Here is a 17606-nt window from a genome sequence, read left to right as displayed (position 1 = left end):
GCGACGGTGACGGTCAGTCAGCCCGGCAATCGTGACATAAAGGGCTAATCCCGCCCTTGTGCCACACCGCCCCCGGCGACGAGCGCGATGCCCAGCGGCGTGCACTCGTAGAACACCTGATGCCCGTACCGCCGCGACACCAGGAGCCCGGCACCCCGCAGCGCCGCCAGATGCGCGGACACCGACGACGGGGCGAGCCCGAGCCGGTGCGCGAGCCCCGACGTGGTGGCGGGCGCGTCGAGCGAGGCGAGCACCGTGGCTCGGCCGCGGCCGAGGAGTCGTACGAGCGCTTCGGGCGTACGTTCCGAGGGCTCGGCCCACAGTCCCGCGATGCCCCGCACCGGATAGGCGATCGTCGGCTGCCACGGAGGGTCGAAACCGCTGATCACGTCCGGCCACGAGAAGACGCTCGGGATCAGGATCAGCCCCTGCCCCGCCAGGTGCCGCACATGCTCCTCGCGCCACTCGACGGTCAGCGTGCCCGCGTCCCAGGACAGCCGGGGATCCAGCTCGGGCAGCAGGCCACCGAGGCCGACCTCCGCCAGCCGCCGCGAATGGAAGGCCACATCGGCCTCCAGCAGAGCGCGCAGGCGCGGCCAGTCCGGCTCGATCAGCGCGTGCCAGGCGGCCTCCAGCGCATCCGCCAACTCCTGGACGGCGCCCGCGGGATCGGCCAGCAGCGCCCGCCCCTTCGGTGAATCCGCGGCCCCCGGCGTACAGGCGAGCGCCCGCGCCATGTCGTCCCGCGCGGCCTCGGGATCGGCCGCGCGCACCCCGGCGATCTCCTCGTCGAACGGGGCGGCGGGCCCGATCGGCGGCGGGCCCAAGAAGTCGGGGGAGTGCCCGCGCCGCGGCATCAGGAGCCAGAGCGCACCGAGGTCGAGGCCCCGGCCCGCCGCGCGGATCCGGCGCAGCCAGTGCGGGTGGTAGCCGTGCCGGTCGGGACGCTTGAGCGTCCGCACGGCCTCCTGCGTCTCCCACAGCGGCGACACCGCGAACCGGCAGCGCAGCAGATCGTCCTGCCCGAAGTGGATGTGGTACGGCATCCGAACCCCCCTCGCCATGCACCGAAGATTCGCCCCAGGCCGAAACTTTAGGGCCCGGCACCGCCCCCGCGTGAGGCTGCGGCCATGCCAGAAGAGCCCACCGGGTACACCCGTGTCTTCGCCGTGCGCGAGTTCCGCGCGGTCTTCGCCGCGTACGCCTTCTCCCTGCTCGGCGTCATCGTCAGCGAGATCGCCCTGACCGTCCTCATCTACGGGCTCACCGGATCACCGCTCCTGAGCGCCCTCACCTTCGCGCTCGGTATGCTGCCCTACCTCGTCGGCGGAACACTCCTGTCCGGGATCGCGGACCGCTGTCCGCCGCGCCGGGTGCTCGTCGTCTGCGACGTACTGTGCGCGGCCTGCGCGGCGCTCATGGCACTGCCCGCCACCCCCGTCGCCGCACTGCTCGCCCTGCGCTGCGCCATCGCCCTCGTCGCTCCCGTCTTCAACGGCACCCGCATGGCGACCCTCACCGACATCCTCGGCGACGGCGACCTCTTCGTGCTCGGCCGCTCCCTGCTGCGGATCGTCTCGCAGAGCTCCGTCCTCGTCGGCTTCGGACTCGGCGGCGTACTCCTCACCTTCGTGACCCCGCGCGGCGCGCTCGTCATCACCGTCTGCACGTTCGCCGTCTCCGCGCTGCTCCTGCGCTGCGGGACGAAGCGGCGGCCCGCGCGCGCGGGCGGCGGTGGCGCGCTCGTGCGGTACTCGCTCGGCGGGGCACGCCAGGTGCTCGGCGACCGCCGCGTACGGGCCCTGCTCCTGCTCTTCTGGACCCCGCCCATGTTCATGGTCGCCCCCGAGGTCCTTGCCGCCCCGTACGCCGACGAGATCGGGATCGGCGTCGCGGGCGTGGGCCTGCTGATGTGCGCCCTGCCGGTGGGCACCATCGCGGCCGAGCTGTACGCGGGGTCCGCGCTGTCCACCGCGGCCCGCGCCCGCATCGTGCTGCCGCTCGCCTCGCTCACGCTGCTCCCGCTCGTCGCGTACGCACTCACACCCGGTCTCGCCCTCGCGGTCCTCGTCCTGGTGCTCGCCGGAGCCGGATCCGCGTACACCCTGGGCCTCGACCGCTGGTTCGTCGACGCCGTGCCCGAGGAGCTGCGGGGGCGCGCGATGACCGTCCACACCGCGGGGCTCATGACCGTCCAGGGGATCGGCATGGCGCTCGCGGGCCTGGCCGCCGAGTTCTTCGCGGTCAGCACGGTCGTCACGGCCGCGGGGCTGCTCGGCACGCTCTGCTGTCTGTTCCTGGTGGCGGAGGTGCGGCGCACGGCCCCGGCGGCTCCCGGGTCCGCGGCCGCGCAGGAACATACGCCCGAATCGCGAGACGGGGCTGACCAGCATATGACCGGCGGGTAAGGTCGTTGGCGTGCCGAAGCCCCTCAGCCTCCCTTTCGATCCCATCGCCCGTGCCGACGAACTCTGGAAGCAGCGCTGGGGATCCGTCCCGGCCATGGGCGCGATCACCTCGATCATGCGCGCGCACCAGATCCTGCTCGCCGAGGTGGACGCGGTCGTCAAGCCGTACGGACTGACCTTCGCGCGGTACGAGGCACTGGTGCTCCTCACCTTCTCGCAGGCCGGTGAGCTGCCGATGTCGAAGATCGGCGAGCGTCTCATGGTGCATCCGACGTCCGTCACGAACACGGTGGACCGGCTCGTGAAGTCCGGCCTCGTCGACAAGCGCCCCAACCCGAACGACGGCCGCGGCACGCTCGCCTCCATCACGGACAAGGGCCGCGAGGTCGTCGAGGCGGCAACGCGCGAGCTGATGGCGATGGACTTCGGGCTCGGGGTGTACGACGCGGAGGAGTGCGCGGAGATCTTCGCGATGCTGCGGCCCCTGCGGGTGGCGGCGGAGGATTTCGAGGAGAAGTAGGGTCCACCCGTTCCGCTCCGGGCGGGGGCGCTGAAGATCGCGCAAATCGGGCCGTTACCCTCGATTGCATGAAGCGAAGCGTGCTGACCCGCTACCGGGTGATGGCCTATGTCACCGCCGTCATGTTGCTCGTGCTGTGCACCTGCATGGTTTTCAAGTACGGCTTCGACAAGGGTGAGGGCCTGACGCTGGTCGTCTCCCAGATCCACGGCGTGCTCTACATCATCTACCTGATCTTCGCCTTCGACCTGGGCTCCAAGGCCAAGTGGCCGTTCGGCAAGCTGCTCTGGGTGCTCGTCTCCGGCACGATCCCGACGGCCGCGTTCTTCGTCGAGCGCAAGGTCGTCCGCGAGGTCGAGCCGCTGATCAACGACGGCTCCCCGGTCACCGTCAAGGCGTAACCTCCACCGCCATGGGCAAGCCCATGGCGGTTTGCCATCGACATTTAGTAGGACGTCCTAGTAAATTCGAAGCATGGACGCTGACGCCATCGAGGAAGGCCGCCGACGCTGGCAGGCCCGTTACGACAAGGCCCGCAAGCGGGACGCGGACTTCACCACGCTCTCCGGCGACCCGGTCGACCCGGTGTACGGGCCCCGCCCCGGGGACACGTACGACGGGTTCGAGCGGATCGGCTGGCCCGGGGAGTACCCCTTCACGCGCGGGCTCTACCCCACCGGGTACCGCGGCAGGACCTGGACCATCCGCCAGTTCGCGGGCTTCGGCAACGCCGAGCAGACGAACGAGCGCTACAAGATGATCCTGGCCAACGGCGGCGGCGGCCTCTCCGTCGCCTTCGACATGCCGACCCTCATGGGCCGCGACTCCGACGACCCGCGCTCGCTCGGCGAGGTCGGGCACTGCGGCGTCGCCATCGACTCCGCCGCCGACATGGAGGTCCTCTTCAAGGACATCCCGCTCGGCGACGTGACGACGTCCATGACGATCAGCGGGCCCGCCGTGCCCGTCTTCTGCATGTACCTGGTCGCGGCCGAGCGGCAGGGCGTCGACCCCGGCGTCCTCAACGGCACGCTGCAGACCGACATCTTCAAGGAGTACATCGCGCAGAAGGAGTGGCTCTTCCAGCCCGAGCCGCATCTGCGCCTCATCGGCGACCTGATGGAGCACTGCGCGCGCGACATCCCCGCGTACAAGCCGCTCTCGGTCTCCGGCTACCACATCCGCGAGGCCGGGGCGACGGCCGCGCAGGAGCTTGCGTACACCCTCGCGGACGGGTTCGGGTACGTGGAGCTGGGGCTCAGCCGCGGGCTCGACGTGGACGTCTTCGCGCCCGGCCTCTCCTTCTTCTTCGACGCGCACGTCGACTTCTTCGAGGAGATCGCCAAGTTCCGTGCCGCGCGCAGGATCTGGGCGCGCTGGCTGCGCGAGGAGTACGGCGCCAAGACCGACAAGGCCCAGTGGCTGCGCTTCCACACGCAGACCGCGGGTGTGTCGCTGACCGCGCAGCAGCCGTACAACAACGTGGTGCGTACGGCGGTCGAGGCGCTCGCCGCGGTCCTCGGCGGCACCAACTCCCTGCACACCAACGCCCTCGACGAGACCCTCGCCCTGCCCAGCGAGCAGGCCGCGGAGATCGCGCTCCGTACGCAGCAGGTGCTCATGGAGGAGACCGGCGTCGCCAACGTCGCGGACCCGCTGGGCGGTTCCTGGTACATCGAGCAGCTCACCGACCGCATCGAGGCCGACGCGGAGAAGATCTTCGAGCAGATCAAGGAACGGGGGCGCCGCGCCCATCCCGATGGGCAGCACCCCATCGGGCCGATCACCTCGGGCATCCTGCGGGGCATCGAGGACGGCTGGTTCACCGGGGAGATCGCCGAGTCGGCCTTCCAGTACCAGCAGTCCCTGGAGAAGGGCGACAAGCGGGTGGTGGGCGTGAACGTCCACCATGGTTCCGTCACCGGTGACCTGGAGATTCTGCGGGTGTCCCACGAGGTGGAGCGGGAGCAGGTCCGTGTTCTCGGGGACCGGAAGGGGGCGCGGGACGATGCGCGGGTCCGGGCCTCGCTCGACGCGATGCTTGCGGCTGCGCGGGGCGGGAGCAACATGATCGCGCCCATGCTGGACGCGGTGCGGGCCGAGGCGACTCTCGGGGAGATTTGTGGGGTTCTCCGGGATGAGTGGGGGATCTATGTGGAGCCGCCGGGGTTCTAGGTTCTAGGTTCGGGGGCTTTGTGGGGGTGGGGATCTGCGGTCCCGTTGTGGCTGGTCGCGCAGTTCCTCGCGCCCCTTACGGGGCTGGTGTGGATGTTGGTGAACTGGGTAGGCGCCGGCGGTCAGCCAGTCCTGTCTCTGGAGTCACCCTTGAGTTCGAACGGTCATGCCCGTACCGCCGCCGTCGCGATAGGCGCCGCCACCTGCACCATCCTCGGTGCGTTGCTCGTGGGTGGTTCCGGTGAGGTGAGTGCGAGTCCGCCGGCGGAGCCGAAGGTGCAGGACGAGTTCGATTCGCTCGGTCCTGAGGTGCGGGCGGCGAAGCTGTCGGACGGGCGGACCGCGCACTACTCGGACACCGGGAACAAGGACGGCAGGCCCGTGCTGTTCATCGGGGGGACCGGGACCAGTGCGCGGGCCTCGCACATGACGGACTTCTTCCGTACGACGCGGCAGGACCTGGGGCTTCGGCTCATCTCCGTGGAGCGCAACGGCTTCGGCGACACCGAGTACGACAAGGGGCTCGGCAAGGCCGACTTCGCGAAGGACGCCCTCGAAGTCCTCGACAAGGTCGGTGTCGACGAGGTGTCCGTGATCGCGATCTCCGGTGGCGGGCCGTACGCCGCCGAGCTCGCCGCGCGGGCCCCCGGGCGGATCGCGCAGCTCCATCTCGCCGCCGCCCTGCCGCCGTTCGGCGCGCGGCCCGCGTACTGCGGGCTCTCCGACGACGCGCTCGCCGCCGCCGTGAAGGAGCAGATCAAGGACCCGCGCAAGTGGTGGGCCTTCCCCGACGACAGTCCCGTGAAGTCGATCCCGGGCTTCGCCGACACGGCGTACGAGGAGGGCGCGCGGACCTACAACCAGCGGGGCCAGCAGGCCGACCCCGCGCCCCAGGTGCACGAGCAGAAGCTGTACTGCGAGCGGCCTGGCCCCGATCTGTCGAAGCTCGACGCGCCCGTGTTTCTCTACGGCGGCAAGAAGGACACCACCGTGCCGCCGTCGACGCTGAAGACGTGGCAGGAGGCGCTGCCGGGCGAGGCGAAGGTGCGGACGTACGCCGACTCGGGGCACGACGTGCAGTACCGGCACTGGGACCAGATCCTGGTGGACCTGGCCGGGCACGGGGACCGTACCGTCGTGTGCAAGGGCGACAGGACCCGTGTCCTCGCCGCCCGTGAGGCCGACCGGTTCGTCGCCAAGGGCAAGGCCACGCTGGGCAGTTGCGCCTGGGTCAAGAAGTAGGCAGCGTCAGGCGGAACAGTGCGCCGCCGCCCGGTGCCTGCTCCGCCGTCAGTTCGCCGCCGTGCGCGTGCGCGATCTGGCGGGCCATCGCGAGGCCGAGGCCGGAGCCGGGCAGGGCGCGGGCCTTCTCGGCGCGGTAGAAGCGGTCGAAGACGTACGGCAGGTCCTCCTCGGCGATGCCGGGGCCGTGGTCGCGGACGGTCAACTCGCGGCCGGACAGGGTGACTTCGACCGGGGCGCCGGGCGGGCTGAACTTGGCCGCGTTGTCCAGGAGGTTGGTGAGGAGGCGGGAGAGGCGGGCCGGTACGCCGGGGACGGTGCGGTCCGCTGCTTCGGGGGTCACCTGGAGCGTGAAGGGGACGGCGGGCCAGTGGCCGCGGGCGGCGTCCACGGCGTGGGCGACCAGCGGGGCGGGCCGCACCTCTTCGAGCAGCGGCTGCGGCTCCTCGTCCCTGGCCAGTTCGATCAAGTCGTTGACGAGGCCGGTGACTTCGCGCAGCTGGCGGCCGAGCGCGCCGGACGCCCGGTCGCGCTGGGCGTCCGTCAGACGGTCGGCCCTGGCGAGGAGTTCGGCGTTCGTGCGGAGCGCGGTCAGTGGGGTGCGCAGCTCGTGCGAGGCGTCGGCGACCAGGCGGCGGCGGGCCGCGACGGACTCCTCCAGTTCGGCGAGCATGGTGTTGAACGTGGCGGCCAGGCGCGTGACCTCGTCTTGATGGCCTCGGTGGCCCTCGCGTCCCGGCGGGCCTGGCGGCAGCTCGATGCGGTGGCGGGCGTCACGGGTCGCCGCGATGCGTTCGGCGGTGGCGGTCAGGCGGGTGATCGGCGCTAGTCCGGTGCGCGAGACCCAGTAGCCGCCGACGGCGGAGAGCAGTACGCCCGCGCCGCCCACGGCCGCGAGCAGGGACGCGGCCTGGCTGACGCCGCGTTCGGCGATGTCGGCGCGCAGGGCGACCTGGACGGCCTCGCCGTCCTTGCCGAACGTGGTGGTGTACATCCGTCCCGGCTTCCCGCCGGGCAGGTCGAAGTTCGAGTAGTACGGGACGTGCCGGCCCGCGGCGACCGCGCGCGTCTCGGCGGACACGGGCAGCAGATACGGCCTGGCCGGGTCGTCCGCCGGGTCCTCGGGGACGATCTGCGAGCAGGCGGGCGCGCCCAGGTACCGGCATTCGCCCGTGATGACGCCGAGGCCCTCGGCGCGGTGCTGCTGCGCGATGAGGGTCGCCGACTGGGCGAGGTTCTGGTCGAGCTGCTGGTACAGCTTGTAGCGGATCACGAAGAACGCGGCGGCGCACACCCCGATCGCCACCAGTGCCACGGCCGCCGCGGCGGCCACCGCGAGGCGGGTGCGCAGCGGCCTGCGGCGCCGCCAGCGCGCGCCGAGCCTGCGCCGCGCGGTCACGGGGAGCCCAGGCGGTAGCCGACGCCGTGCACGGTGTGGACCAGGCGCGGTTCGCCGCCCGACTCCAGTTTGCGCCGCAGGTAACCGACGTACACGGCAAGGGAGTTGGAGTCGGGGCCGAAGTCGCGGCCCCACACCGTGCGCTGGATCAGATCGCGCGGCAGGACCTGGCCCGCGTTGCGCAGGAGCAGTTCGAGGAGGGCGGCCTCGGTGCGGCTGAACTCCACGGAGCGCCCGCCGCGGCGTCCGGTGCGGGTGGCGGGGTCGAGGACGAGATCGCCGTACGAGAGGGTGTCGCCGTCCTGCGCGGGCTGCTCGGGCGTCAGGCGCCGCAGCAGCGCCCGCACCCGGGCCACCAGCTCGTCCAGGGCGAACGGCTTGACCAGATAGTCGTCGGCGCCCGCGTCCAGGCCGTCCACGCGCTCGCTCACCGAGTCCAGGGCGGTGAGCACGAGGACCGGGGTGCGGTCGCCCGCGGCGCGCAGCTGGCGGCAGACCGCGAGGCCGTCCATGACCGGCATCAGGACGTCGAGGACGAGGAGGTCGGGCTGCCAGCGGGCCACCGCGAGCAGCGCGCGATGGCCGTCGGCCGCGCCGCGGACGCGGTGCCCCTCGATGGTCAGGGCGTCCTCCACGGCCGCGCGCACCTCGGGGTCGTCGTCGACGACGAGGATCTTGTGGGGCGCCGCGTCGGCGGCGCCCGGTGGGGCGCCCTTGCCGGTCGCGCTCGGGAAGCCCGTGCTCGGGAAGCTCATGCACCCACGGTGCCAAACGTGCTTCTTAAAACCCTCTTAGACCCTCTCGTAATGCTCCATTGCCATGCGAACCTCTCACTCCGACCCCTCGGAACGCCCGGGCCCCTCCCGTCTCTCCGTCGTGATCGGTGCGGGCGGCACCGGCGGACACATCTACCCAGGCCTCGCCCTCGCCGACGCGCTGCGCCGTGCCGTGCCGGACGCGGTGATCTCCTTCGTCGGCACGGAGCGCGGCCTGGAGACCCGGCTCATACCGGACGCCGGCTACCGCCTGCACACCGTCGACATGATCCCCTTCGACCCCTCGCTCGGCGCCCGCCGCTATCTGCTGCCCGCCGCCCTGATGAAGTCCGGCGCCCAGTGCCGGGCCATCCTGCGCGAGCAGGGCGCGCAGGTCGCCGTCGGCATGGGCGGCTACCCGAGCGCCCCCGTCATCGTCGGCGCCCGCATGGCGGGACTGCCGAGCGTCATCCACGAGTCCAACGCCGTGCCGGGCCGCGCCAACCGGTTCGCGGCCAGGCTCACCCCGAACATCGCGGTCGCCTTCGACCGCAGCCGCGCCCATCTGCCCGGCGGGGAGCGGGCGTTCACCACGGGCATGCCCATCGCCGCGCCCCTCGCCGCGCTCGACAGGGCCGCGCTGCGGGTCGAGGCGCGGCGCGCGCTCGGGGTGCCCGAGGGACGGCGCCTCGTCCTCTTCAACGGCGGCAGCCTGGGCGCCGCGCGCCTGACGGAGGCCGCGCTCGGGCTCGCCGCCCGGTGGCAGGGGCGCTCCGACGTGCAGCTGCTGATCAAGACCGGGCCCGCGGCGCTCGACGACGCGCGCGACCGCCTCGCGTACGAGGGCGGCAGCGCCGTCGCCGAGGCCGTGCCCTACCTCGACCGCATGGACCTCGCCTACGCCGCCGCCGACCTCGTCGTCTGCCGCGCGGGCTCGGCGACCGTCGCCGAACTCGCCGCCACCGGCGTGCCCGCCGTCCTCGTGCCCTACCCGCACGCGCCCGGCGACCACCAGACCCACAACGCCCGGGTCCTCACCGACGCGGGCGCGGGGCTGCTGCTGCCCGACGCGGAGACCACCGCGGAACGCCTCGCGGAACTCGTCGGGCCGCTGCTCGCCGACCCCGCGCGGCTCACCGCGATGAGCGGTGCCGCCGACCCCGCGCCGCACGCCCGCGCCGCCGACCTGCTGGCCGGCCGGGTCCTTCAACTCGCCGATGTATCGCCTCACTTGGAGTACGCATGAACACCCCCTTCTCCTGGCAGAACCGCACCGTCCTCGTCACCGGCGCCGAGGGCTTCATCGGCTCGACGCTCGTCGACCTGCTCCTCGCGGAGGGCGCGAAGGTGCGTGCCTTCGTGCACTACAAGCCGTACGCCGAGAAGGGCCATCTCGCGCATCTGCTGGGTGACCCGCGGGTCGAGATGATCGCGGGCGACGTGCGGGACGCGGGGCGCGTGATGGACGCGGTCGCCGGGTGCGACACGGTCTTCCACCTCGCCGCGCTGATCGGCATCCCGTACTCGTACGACTCCCCGGGCGCGTACGTCCAGACGAACGTCGTCGGCACCGAGAACGTCGCGGAGGCGTGCCGTCGGCACTCCGTGCGGCGGCTCGTGCACACCTCCACCAGCGAGGTGTACGGGACCGCGCTCACGGCGCCGATCAGCGAGTCACACCCGCTGCAGCCGCAGTCGCCGTACTCCGCGTCGAAGATCGGCGCCGACATGATGGCGCTGTCGCACTGGCACGCCTTCGAGCTGCCGGTGACGGTGGTGCGGCCCTTCAACACGTACGGTCCGCGTCAGTCGGCCCGTGCGGTCATTCCCACGATCCTCGCGCAACTGCACGCGGGCGCGCGGGAGATCAAGCTGGGGTCGCTGACGCCCACGCGGGACTTCACGTATGTCACGGACACGGCGCGGGGGTTCATGGCGATGGCTGTCGCCGACCGGGCGCTCGGGCATGCGGTGAATCTCGGGGTGGGGCGGGAGATCTCCATCGGTGACCTGGCGGAGGCGTTGATCGCTGCGTCTGGGCGGGAGGCGTCCGTGGTCGTCGATCCGGCGCGGCTCCGCCCCTCGGGCAGTGAGGTGGAGCGGCTGCTGTCTGACAACTCCCGGGCCCGGGAGTGGGCCGGGTGGGTTCCCGAGGTCTCCTTGGCGGAGGGGCTGAAGCTGACCTCGGCCTGGGTCGCCGAGAATCTGCACCTGTTCGCCGCGGAGCGGTATCAGGTCTGACCTTTGGCTGCGGGGCGTGGGGATTGCTCGCGCCCGCGCGGCGGAGCCGCACATGTCACAGCCCCGCGCCCCTCACGGGGCTTGTGTCGCCGCTGCCGCCAAGCCGCCCAGCAGGAGCAGGGTGAAGCGGGCCGCCCACTCCTCGTCCACCGGTTCCGCGCTGACCAGGGCGCGGTGCACGACCGCGCCCGCGATCACGTCGAAGATGAGGTCGGCGGTGTGGGCTGCGGCGACGGGGTCGGACTCGGGTGGCAGTTCGCCCCGTTCCTGGGCCCGTGCCCGTCCGGCGAGGACCAGGCGTTTCTGGCGGTCGACGATGGAGGTGCGGATGCGTTCGCGCAGGGGTGCGTCCGTCGTCGACTCGGCCACCACCGCCATGAGTGCCGTCTTGGTCTCGGGGCGGCCGAGCAGCACCGCGAACTGGAGGACGACGCCTTCGATGTCGGCGGCGAGGCTGCCCCTGTCGGGGAGTTCCAGCTCGTCGAAGAGTTCCGCGACCGCGTCCACGACCAGCTCGCTCTTGCCCGCCCAGCGCCGGTACAGGGTGGTCTTGGCGACGCCCGCGCGTGTGGCGACGGCGCCGAGCGTCAACTTGGACCAGCCCAGTTCGACGAGGCCCTGACGGGTCGCCTCCAGGATCGCGGCGTCGGCCGTGGCACTGCGGGGGCGGCCTCCGGTGCGGGCGGAAGGGGGGGTGCGGCTCTGCATGCCCGCGACCATACCGGCCAGTACGGTCCGGTTCCCGGCGCCGAGTGAGCGAGATCACCGGGGCCGTCTTCCCACGCCGGGGGCCCGGCAGTTACGCTACGACGCGTAGCGAAAGCAGACGGGCACGGCGAACGGCGAACCTCCGGAGCCCGTCAGCGAGAGCCACGAGTGACAACCACATGCGCGGGGTGGGGACCCCGCACCAACCATCGGTCCTCCTCGGGACCTTGGACTGTTCCTCGCGTATGCCCCGCAATCCGGCGGGGGGCTGCGGACAGGAGCAGTTCCCGCACGGCTTGGGGGAGGATGTACTCATGCAGCCACGGAACATGTCCATGAGCGGAGTCGTCGACCTCGCCGCGGTGAAGGCGGCCCAGGAGGCCAAGGCGAAGGCGGAGCAGGCGCGCGCCGAAGCGGCCAGGCAGGGCGGGGGCGCCCCCGGTGCCGTGTCGCCCGCGAGCCTCGTCATCGATGTCGACGAGGCCGGTTTCGAGCACGAGGTCCTGCAGCGCTCCACCGAGGTCCCGGTCGTCATCGACTTCTGGGCCGAGTGGTGCGAGCCGTGCAAGCAGCTGAGCCCCCTCCTCGAGCGCCTCGCGCAGGAGTACAACGGCCGTTTCCTCCTTGCCAAGATCGATGTCGACGCGAACCAGATGCTGATGCAGCAGTTCGGGGTCCAGGGGATCCCGGCTGTCTTCGCGGTGGTGGCCGGACAGGCCCTGCCGCTTTTCCAGGGTGCGGCCCCCGAGGCGCAGATCCGCCAGACCCTCGACCAGCTCATCCAGGTCGGCGAGGAGCGCTTCGGCCTGACCGGGCTCGTGGTCGACCCGGACGCGCAGGGCGAGCAGGCCCCCGTCGCGGCCGAGGTGCCGGCCGGGCCGTACGACGCGTTGCTCGAGGCGGCCGTGCGGGCGCTCGACGCGGGCGATCTCGCTGGTGCCGTACAGGCGTACAAGAATGTGCTCAGTGACGACCCGGGCAACACCGAGGCCAAGCTCGGCCTCGCCCAGGCCGAACTGCTGCAGCGCGTGCAGGGCCTGGACCCGCAGCAGGTCCGCAAGGACGCGGCCGACCGGCCCGCGGATGTGGCGGCGCAGATCGCGGCGGCCGACCTGGACCTGGTGGGCGGTCATGTCGAGGACGCTTTCGGACGTCTCGTCGACGCGGTCAGGCGCACGGCGGGCGACGACAGGGATGCGGCGCGGGTGCGGCTGCTCGAACTCTTCGAGGTGGTGGGCTCGGACGACCCGCGGGTGACGGCGGCGCGCACGGCGCTCGCGCGGGTGCTCTTCTGACCCGTACGCCGTCCCGTCGGCTGACCAGTCCCTAAACGCCGGGGCTTGTGATGCCCGAGTGAAAACCTTGTCCCCAGGGCGCCACAGTGGCCGCGTTTTACCAAAACTTGGTAAACGCGGCCGCTGTTACTTGGAGTAAGACAGCAGTGCCTTTCTGATCGGATTCGGCCACCGTTGTCCCGTTCTGCTCCAACCGATTACGCCACCGTCTGTGGCCGACCGATACCGCGCGGTCGCGCATCGGTTATCCCCCCGTTACTAGCGAGTAACGAACCCCCTTGTGCGGGGGCCGAGAATGCACCACGATCGGCGACGCTCGGTCCATTAACCCGCAGCCCGAAAGCCACTCGGGGAGCGGTGCTTCTGGGTCCCCACCGAGCAGGCCGGTGACGCCGTCGCCGGTCTTGGACAGGGGGGTTCCTGCCGGTTCCGGCAGGGCCTGTCCGCGAGGTTGTGCGTGATGCGTCAGGCGCGACCAGTGGTTGTCGCTCGGGGGTGATCGCCGGTGATGTGTGGTGCGGTTGTGCGCCTCCGAAGCGGGCGCTCTCCTTCCCGAGGACGTAGCACTTCTCCCATCCCTGCCCGGCTGAGCCGCCCGAACGGGAGCAGTCAGGGCTGGAGATGTACGTCCGAGAAGGAGGAAAGTCATGGAGTCCGTGGCTCGTGGCGGAACCAGATGGAAGCGGTTCGCCGTAGTCATGGTGCCGAGCGTCGCGGCGACTGCCGCGATAGGCGTGGCCCTGTCCCAGGGTGCGCTCGCGGCATCGTTCAGTGTGTCCGGTCAGCAGTTCAAGGTGACGGCTGAGACGCTCGACGGCGAGGGGTTCGTCCAGTACGGCGCCCTCGACAGCGGGAAGTCGGGCAATCACCCGGTGTCCGTGGTCGGCATCGAAGAAGCCAAGATCACCAACCTCTGCCAGTCCGTCGTCGTGCCGGTCCCGGTCTTCGGCGATGTGTCGATGACCCTCAGGGCCGGCGGCAAGGGCAACGACCGCGTCGAGGCCAAGAAGCTGTACATCGACGCCGACAGCATGAAGGTCGCCAAGCCGACCTTCAACAACGTCGACATCGGTGTCTCGGTCGACCAGACCACCAAGGGGCCGGGTCCGGCCAAGGGCGACAAGTACGCCCCGGACTCGTTCGCGCAGCAGGCCGAGTCGGTGCACTTCGAGGGCGTCAAGCAGCGTGCGTGGGCGACCACCGCGGGCACCTTCAAGCTCTCCGGCCTCGGCATGTCGGTCAAGAAGGGCAAGCACGAGTGCTACTAGGGCAGTTGATGCCCTGGTGCCGCGTACGCGGATGAGTACGCGGGTCGGTACGCACTCGATGCGATGAACGGCCGGGCGCGGGGGCGCGACGGCACATTGACGGAGCCGTCCCCGTGCCCGAATCCGCACGACACACAGAACCAACGCCATTCCCGAGGAGCTGTACGACATGAGCGCCGAAGCGCAAGTGGGACTGGGCGACAAGCTCGGCCGGATGCGCCGATCGTTCCGAGGGTGGCGCGGTCAGCGCCCGTTCTGGGGTGGTCTGCTGACACTTCTCGGCGGCATCCCGATCATGTATTTCCCGTACGCGAACCTCACGCTCGGCACGATGACGATCCGGATGGCGACCACCGCCGGTGCCGGATCGCTGATCATCGGCGTGCTGTTGGTCGTGCTCGGCCTGACCATGTGGTTCCAGCCGCACTCCCGGGTCTTCGCGGGTGTCGCGGCGATTCTGCTCGGCCTGGTCTCCCTGGTGGTCTCCAACTTCGGCGGCTTCGTCATCGGCTTCCTGCTCGCCCTGATCGGCGGCGCCCTCGGCGTCTCCTGGGCGCCCGCACGGCCCGCCGGTGAACCCGCGAAGGGCGGGGCCAAGGGGTCCGGCGACCCCGTGGACGACGGGGCTCCCGAGCCCGCCGCCGCGGCGGCCGCGGGCAGGACGAGCGGCGAACAGGACGATCTGTCAGGAACGAGCCCGACAAACGGGACGAACGGGAGGCACCGTGCCGGCTGACGAGGTGCACCACGAGAGCTCCGCGGGGGAGCCTCGTGCGAGAACCGGGCCGCGCCACGCGGCACCCAGGAAGCCGCTCCTTAACCGGCTGCAGGTGCCCGCGGGGAAGGCGATCGCGATCGCGGCGATGCCCACCGCCGTCCTCATGGGCATGGGCCTGACGCCGACGCTCGCGCAGGCGAAGCCGGGTGTGCCGGACAACCCCTTCCAGGACGGCCCGTGTGTCACGGCGCCGGACAAGGACGCGGAGCAGGACGCCGCGGCCAAGGAGAAGGAAGCCGCCAAGAAGGAAGCGGCCAAGAAGGAGGCCGCCGAGAAGGAGGCCGCCGAGAAGGACGCGGCGAAGAAGGACGACGCCAAGGAGCCGACCCCGTCGACCTCGCCCTCGGGCGACAAGGCGGACCAGGACGACAAGGCCGAGCCCACGCCGAAGCCCTCCGACGGTGCGGACGACAAGGAGTCCGAGCCGGCCCCCGAGCCCACCGAGACCAGGAACCCCTGGGACCCGCTGGGTGTCGGTGACGCGCTCAAGGACGTCTTCACGCCCGACGAGAAGGAGTCCGAGAGCCCGGAACCCGACCCGTCGGCGTCGAAGGAGACCGAGTCCCCCGAGGACGCGGCCAAGGACACCACGGACAAGGTCACCGAGCCCGCCGACGACGCGAAGGACACCGTCGACAAGGTCGGGGACGGCCTGAAGGACGGCGCCGACAAGGCGAAGGACGGGGCCGACAAGGTCACGGACGACGTCGGGAAGGCGGCGAAGGGCGCGGCGGACAAGGCGAAGGAAGACGCCGGGGCCGAGGCCGAGGACCCGATGGCACCGGACGAGAACGGCAAGAAGCCGTTCCCGTGCGTGGTCGAGAAGAAGGTCGACGGCAAGACCGAGCAGACGCCCTCGCCGATACCGAACCAGCCGTGGCACCTGGAAGCCAGCTCGCTGACGCTCAAGGGCGCCGACTACCAGGGCGTCGTGAACCTCACGATGCCCAACGGCAAGACCAAGCAGGCCCTGAAGTACGTCATCCAGAAGACCGACATCGGTGACCTGCACCAGATCGTCGAAGGACCGGGCGGCAAGAAGTACCACGTCGAGGCCGCCAAGGGCACCACCTCCACGATCCGTGGCGGGGAGACGACGATGTACACCGAGCGGATCTCGGGCAAGCTGTTCGGGCTCATCCCGATCACCTTCGACCCCGAGCACCCGCCGCCGCTGAACATCCCGCTGATCTACTTCACCGACGTCACGGTGCAGCAGGCGGGCCAGTTCGGCGGCAACCTCACCGTTCCCGGACTGCAGCAGTCGATCACCGGCTAGCCGCGCACGGACCTTTCCGGGAGCCGCAACAAGCACTGAGGGCGCCCCCTTTCACAGGGGGCGCCCTCAGTGTCGTACGAGGCGGGGATCAGTCGCGGTCGCCGCCGCCCAGGTGGTGCACCCGGACCATGTTGGTGGTGCCGGGGACGCCGGGGGGCGACCCTGCGGTGATGACGACGGTGTCGCCGTCGTTGAAGCGGTTGAGCTTGATCAGCTCGGCGTCGACCAGCTCGACCATCGCGTCGGTGTTGTCGACGTGCGGCACGACGTAGGTGTCCACGCCCCAGCTCAGGGCGAGCTGGTTGCGGGTCGACTCGTCGGTGGTGAAGGCCAGGATCGGCTGGGCCGCGCGGTAGCGGGACAGCCGGCGGGCCGTGTCACCGGACTGCGTGAAGGCGACCAGGGCCTTGCCGTCGAGGAAGTCCGCGATCTCGCACGCGGCACGGGCCACCGAACCACCCTGCGTACGCGGCTTCTTGCCGGGCACGAGCGGCTGCAGGCCCTTGGAGAGCAGCTCCTCCTCGGCCGCCTTGACGATCTTCGACATCGTCTTGACGGTCTCGATCGGGTACGCGCCGACGCTCGACTCGGCCGACAGCATGACCGCGTCGGCGCCGTCCAGGATCGCGTTGGCGACGTCGGACGCCTCGGCGCGCGTGGGGCGCGAGTTGGTGATCATCGACTCCATCATCTGGGTCGCGACGATCACCGGCTTGGCGTTGCGGCGGCACATCTCCACGAGGCGCTTCTGCACCATCGGGACCTTCTCGAGCGGGTACTCGACGGCCAGGTCGCCACGGGCCACCATCACCGCGTCGAACGCCGCGACGACGCCCTCCATGTTGGCGACGGCCTGCGGCTTCTCCACCTTGGCGATGACGGGGACCCGGCGGCCCTCCTCGTCCATCACCTTGTGGACGTCCTTGACGTCGTTGGCGTCGCGCACGAAGGACAGGGCGACCATGTCGCAGCCCATCTTCAGGGCGAAGCGCAGGTCCTCGATGTCCTTCTCGGAGAGCGCGGGCACGTTCACGGCCGCGCCGGGCAGGTTGATGCCCTTGTGGTCCGAGATGACACCGCCCTCGACGACGATCGTCTTCACGCGCGGCCCGTCCACCTCGACGACGCGCAGCTCGACGTTGCCGTCGTTGATCAGGACCTGGTCGCCCTTGGAGACGTCGCCCGGCAGGCCCTTGTACGTGGTGCCGCAGATCGACTTGTCGCCGGGGACGTCCTCGGTGGTGATGGTGAACTCGTCACCGCGCACCAGCTCGACGGGGCCCTCGGCGAAGGTCTCCAGACGGATCTTCGGCCCCTGCAGGTCGGCGAGGACGCCGATGGCACGGCCGGTCTTCGCGGCGGCCGCGCGGACCCGGTCGTAGCGACCCTGGTGCTCGGCGTGCGTGCCGTGGCTGAAGTTGAAGCGGGCCACGTTCATGCCGGCCTCGATCAGCGAGACGAGCTGCTCTTCGGAGTCGACGGCGGGGCCCAGCGTGCAGACGATTTTGGAACGGCGCATGGGGGCGATCCTATCGGTT

At 70.9% G+C, this 17606-nt stretch carries 16 protein-coding genes; 11 read left to right on the top strand and 5 right to left on the bottom strand.

The features are described 5' to 3' along the window. Window positions 1–44 precede the first annotated feature (44 nt). On the bottom strand, window positions 45–1046 hold the full coding sequence (locus tag ACFWZ2_RS26760; RefSeq protein ID WP_384549825.1) for a DUF5937 family protein: 1002 nt from the start codon (window positions 1044–1046) through the stop codon (window positions 45–47). A gap of 84 nt (window positions 1047–1130) precedes the next feature. On the opposite strand from ACFWZ2_RS26760, the gene ACFWZ2_RS26755 reads away from it, so the two are divergent. The 5 genes from ACFWZ2_RS26755 (at window position 1131) to ACFWZ2_RS26735 (ending at window position 6345) form a co-directional block, all read left to right on the top strand. Further along, window positions 1131–2408: an MFS transporter gene (locus ACFWZ2_RS26755; RefSeq protein ID WP_384549823.1), complete on the top strand. Its 1278-nt coding sequence runs from the start codon at window positions 1131–1133 to the stop codon at window positions 2406–2408. Between the two features lie 10 nt (window positions 2409–2418). Continuing rightward, entirely contained in the window at window positions 2419–2928 is a 510-nt protein-coding gene (locus tag ACFWZ2_RS26750) for a MarR family winged helix-turn-helix transcriptional regulator (protein ID WP_384549821.1), read from the top strand. A gap of 68 nt (window positions 2929–2996) precedes the next feature. Then, window positions 2997–3329, top strand: coding sequence for a DUF3817 domain-containing protein (locus ACFWZ2_RS26745; RefSeq protein WP_384549820.1), 333 nt, complete (start codon window positions 2997–2999; stop codon window positions 3327–3329). A gap of 73 nt (window positions 3330–3402) precedes the next feature. Next, the gene (locus ACFWZ2_RS26740) at window positions 3403–5103 is read left to right on the top strand and encodes a methylmalonyl-CoA mutase (protein WP_384549818.1); all 1701 of its coding nucleotides are present in this window, start codon (window positions 3403–3405) and stop codon (window positions 5101–5103) included. 150 nt (window positions 5104–5253) lie between these two features. Continuing rightward, window positions 5254–6345, top strand: a complete 1092-nt coding sequence (locus tag ACFWZ2_RS26735) for an alpha/beta fold hydrolase (RefSeq protein ID WP_384549816.1) — start codon at window positions 5254–5256, stop codon at window positions 6343–6345. Here ACFWZ2_RS26735 and ACFWZ2_RS26730 read toward each other — a convergent pair. Then, window positions 6335–7744 carry a sensor histidine kinase gene (locus tag ACFWZ2_RS26730; RefSeq protein ID WP_384549815.1) on the bottom strand — a complete coding sequence of 470 codons (1410 nt, stop codon included), beginning with the start codon at window positions 7742–7744 and terminating at the stop codon, window positions 6335–6337. The genes ACFWZ2_RS26735 and ACFWZ2_RS26730 overlap by 11 nt on opposite strands. Continuing rightward, window positions 7741–8499 carry a response regulator transcription factor gene (locus tag ACFWZ2_RS26725; protein WP_384549814.1) on the bottom strand — a complete coding sequence of 253 codons (759 nt, stop codon included), beginning with the start codon at window positions 8497–8499 and terminating at the stop codon, window positions 7741–7743. Before ACFWZ2_RS26725 ends, ACFWZ2_RS26730 begins: the two co-directional genes overlap by 4 nt. Before the next feature lie 64 nt (window positions 8500–8563). Here ACFWZ2_RS26725 and murG point away from each other — a divergent pair, with 64 nt between their 5' ends. Then, the gene (gene murG, locus ACFWZ2_RS26720; RefSeq protein WP_384549812.1) at window positions 8564–9745 is read left to right on the top strand and encodes an undecaprenyldiphospho-muramoylpentapeptide beta-N-acetylglucosaminyltransferase; all 1182 of its coding nucleotides are present in this window, start codon (window positions 8564–8566) and stop codon (window positions 9743–9745) included. Continuing rightward, window positions 9742–10740: an SDR family NAD(P)-dependent oxidoreductase gene (locus tag ACFWZ2_RS26715; RefSeq protein WP_384549810.1), complete on the top strand. Its 999-nt coding sequence runs from the start codon at window positions 9742–9744 to the stop codon at window positions 10738–10740. The genes murG and ACFWZ2_RS26715 overlap by 4 nt, the downstream gene beginning before the upstream one ends. A gap of 72 nt (window positions 10741–10812) precedes the next feature. Here the strand turns inward: ACFWZ2_RS26715 and ACFWZ2_RS26710 are convergent, their stop codons facing one another. Beyond that, window positions 10813–11448 (bottom strand): TetR/AcrR family transcriptional regulator, encoded by a 636-nt coding sequence (locus ACFWZ2_RS26710; RefSeq protein WP_384549809.1) that lies wholly within the window; start codon window positions 11446–11448, stop codon window positions 10813–10815. Window positions 11449–11762: 314 nt separating this feature from the next. On the opposite strand from ACFWZ2_RS26710, the gene ACFWZ2_RS26705 reads away from it, so the two are divergent. The 4 genes from ACFWZ2_RS26705 (at window position 11763) to ACFWZ2_RS26690 (ending at window position 16068) form a co-directional block, all read left to right on the top strand. Beyond that, window positions 11763–12743, top strand: coding sequence for a tetratricopeptide repeat protein (locus tag ACFWZ2_RS26705; RefSeq protein ID WP_384549807.1), 981 nt, complete (start codon window positions 11763–11765; stop codon window positions 12741–12743). Between the two features lie 647 nt (window positions 12744–13390). Next, entirely contained in the window at window positions 13391–14011 is a 621-nt protein-coding gene (locus ACFWZ2_RS26700; protein ID WP_384549806.1) for a DUF6230 family protein, read from the top strand. 169 nt (window positions 14012–14180) lie between these two features. Further along, window positions 14181–14747 carry a DUF6114 domain-containing protein gene (locus tag ACFWZ2_RS26695; protein ID WP_384549805.1) on the top strand — a complete coding sequence of 189 codons (567 nt, stop codon included), beginning with the start codon at window positions 14181–14183 and terminating at the stop codon, window positions 14745–14747. A 94-nt stretch (window positions 14748–14841) separates the two neighbouring features. Further along, window positions 14842–16068 (top strand): hypothetical protein, encoded by a 1227-nt coding sequence (locus tag ACFWZ2_RS26690; protein ID WP_384549803.1) that lies wholly within the window; start codon window positions 14842–14844, stop codon window positions 16066–16068. An 88-nt stretch (window positions 16069–16156) separates the two neighbouring features. Here the strand turns inward: ACFWZ2_RS26690 and pyk are convergent, their stop codons facing one another. After that, window positions 16157–17587, bottom strand: a complete 1431-nt coding sequence (pyk, locus tag ACFWZ2_RS26685; RefSeq protein WP_384549801.1) for a pyruvate kinase — start codon at window positions 17585–17587, stop codon at window positions 16157–16159. Between the last annotated feature and the right edge of the window lie 19 nt (window positions 17588–17606).

This window comes from Streptomyces sp. NPDC059002 (assembly GCF_042740435.1).
Taxonomy (GTDB): domain Bacteria; phylum Actinomycetota; class Actinomycetes; order Streptomycetales; family Streptomycetaceae; genus Streptomyces.
The sequence above is the reverse complement of the archived record's forward strand: the minus strand, read 5'-3'. Positions and strand labels throughout refer to the sequence as shown.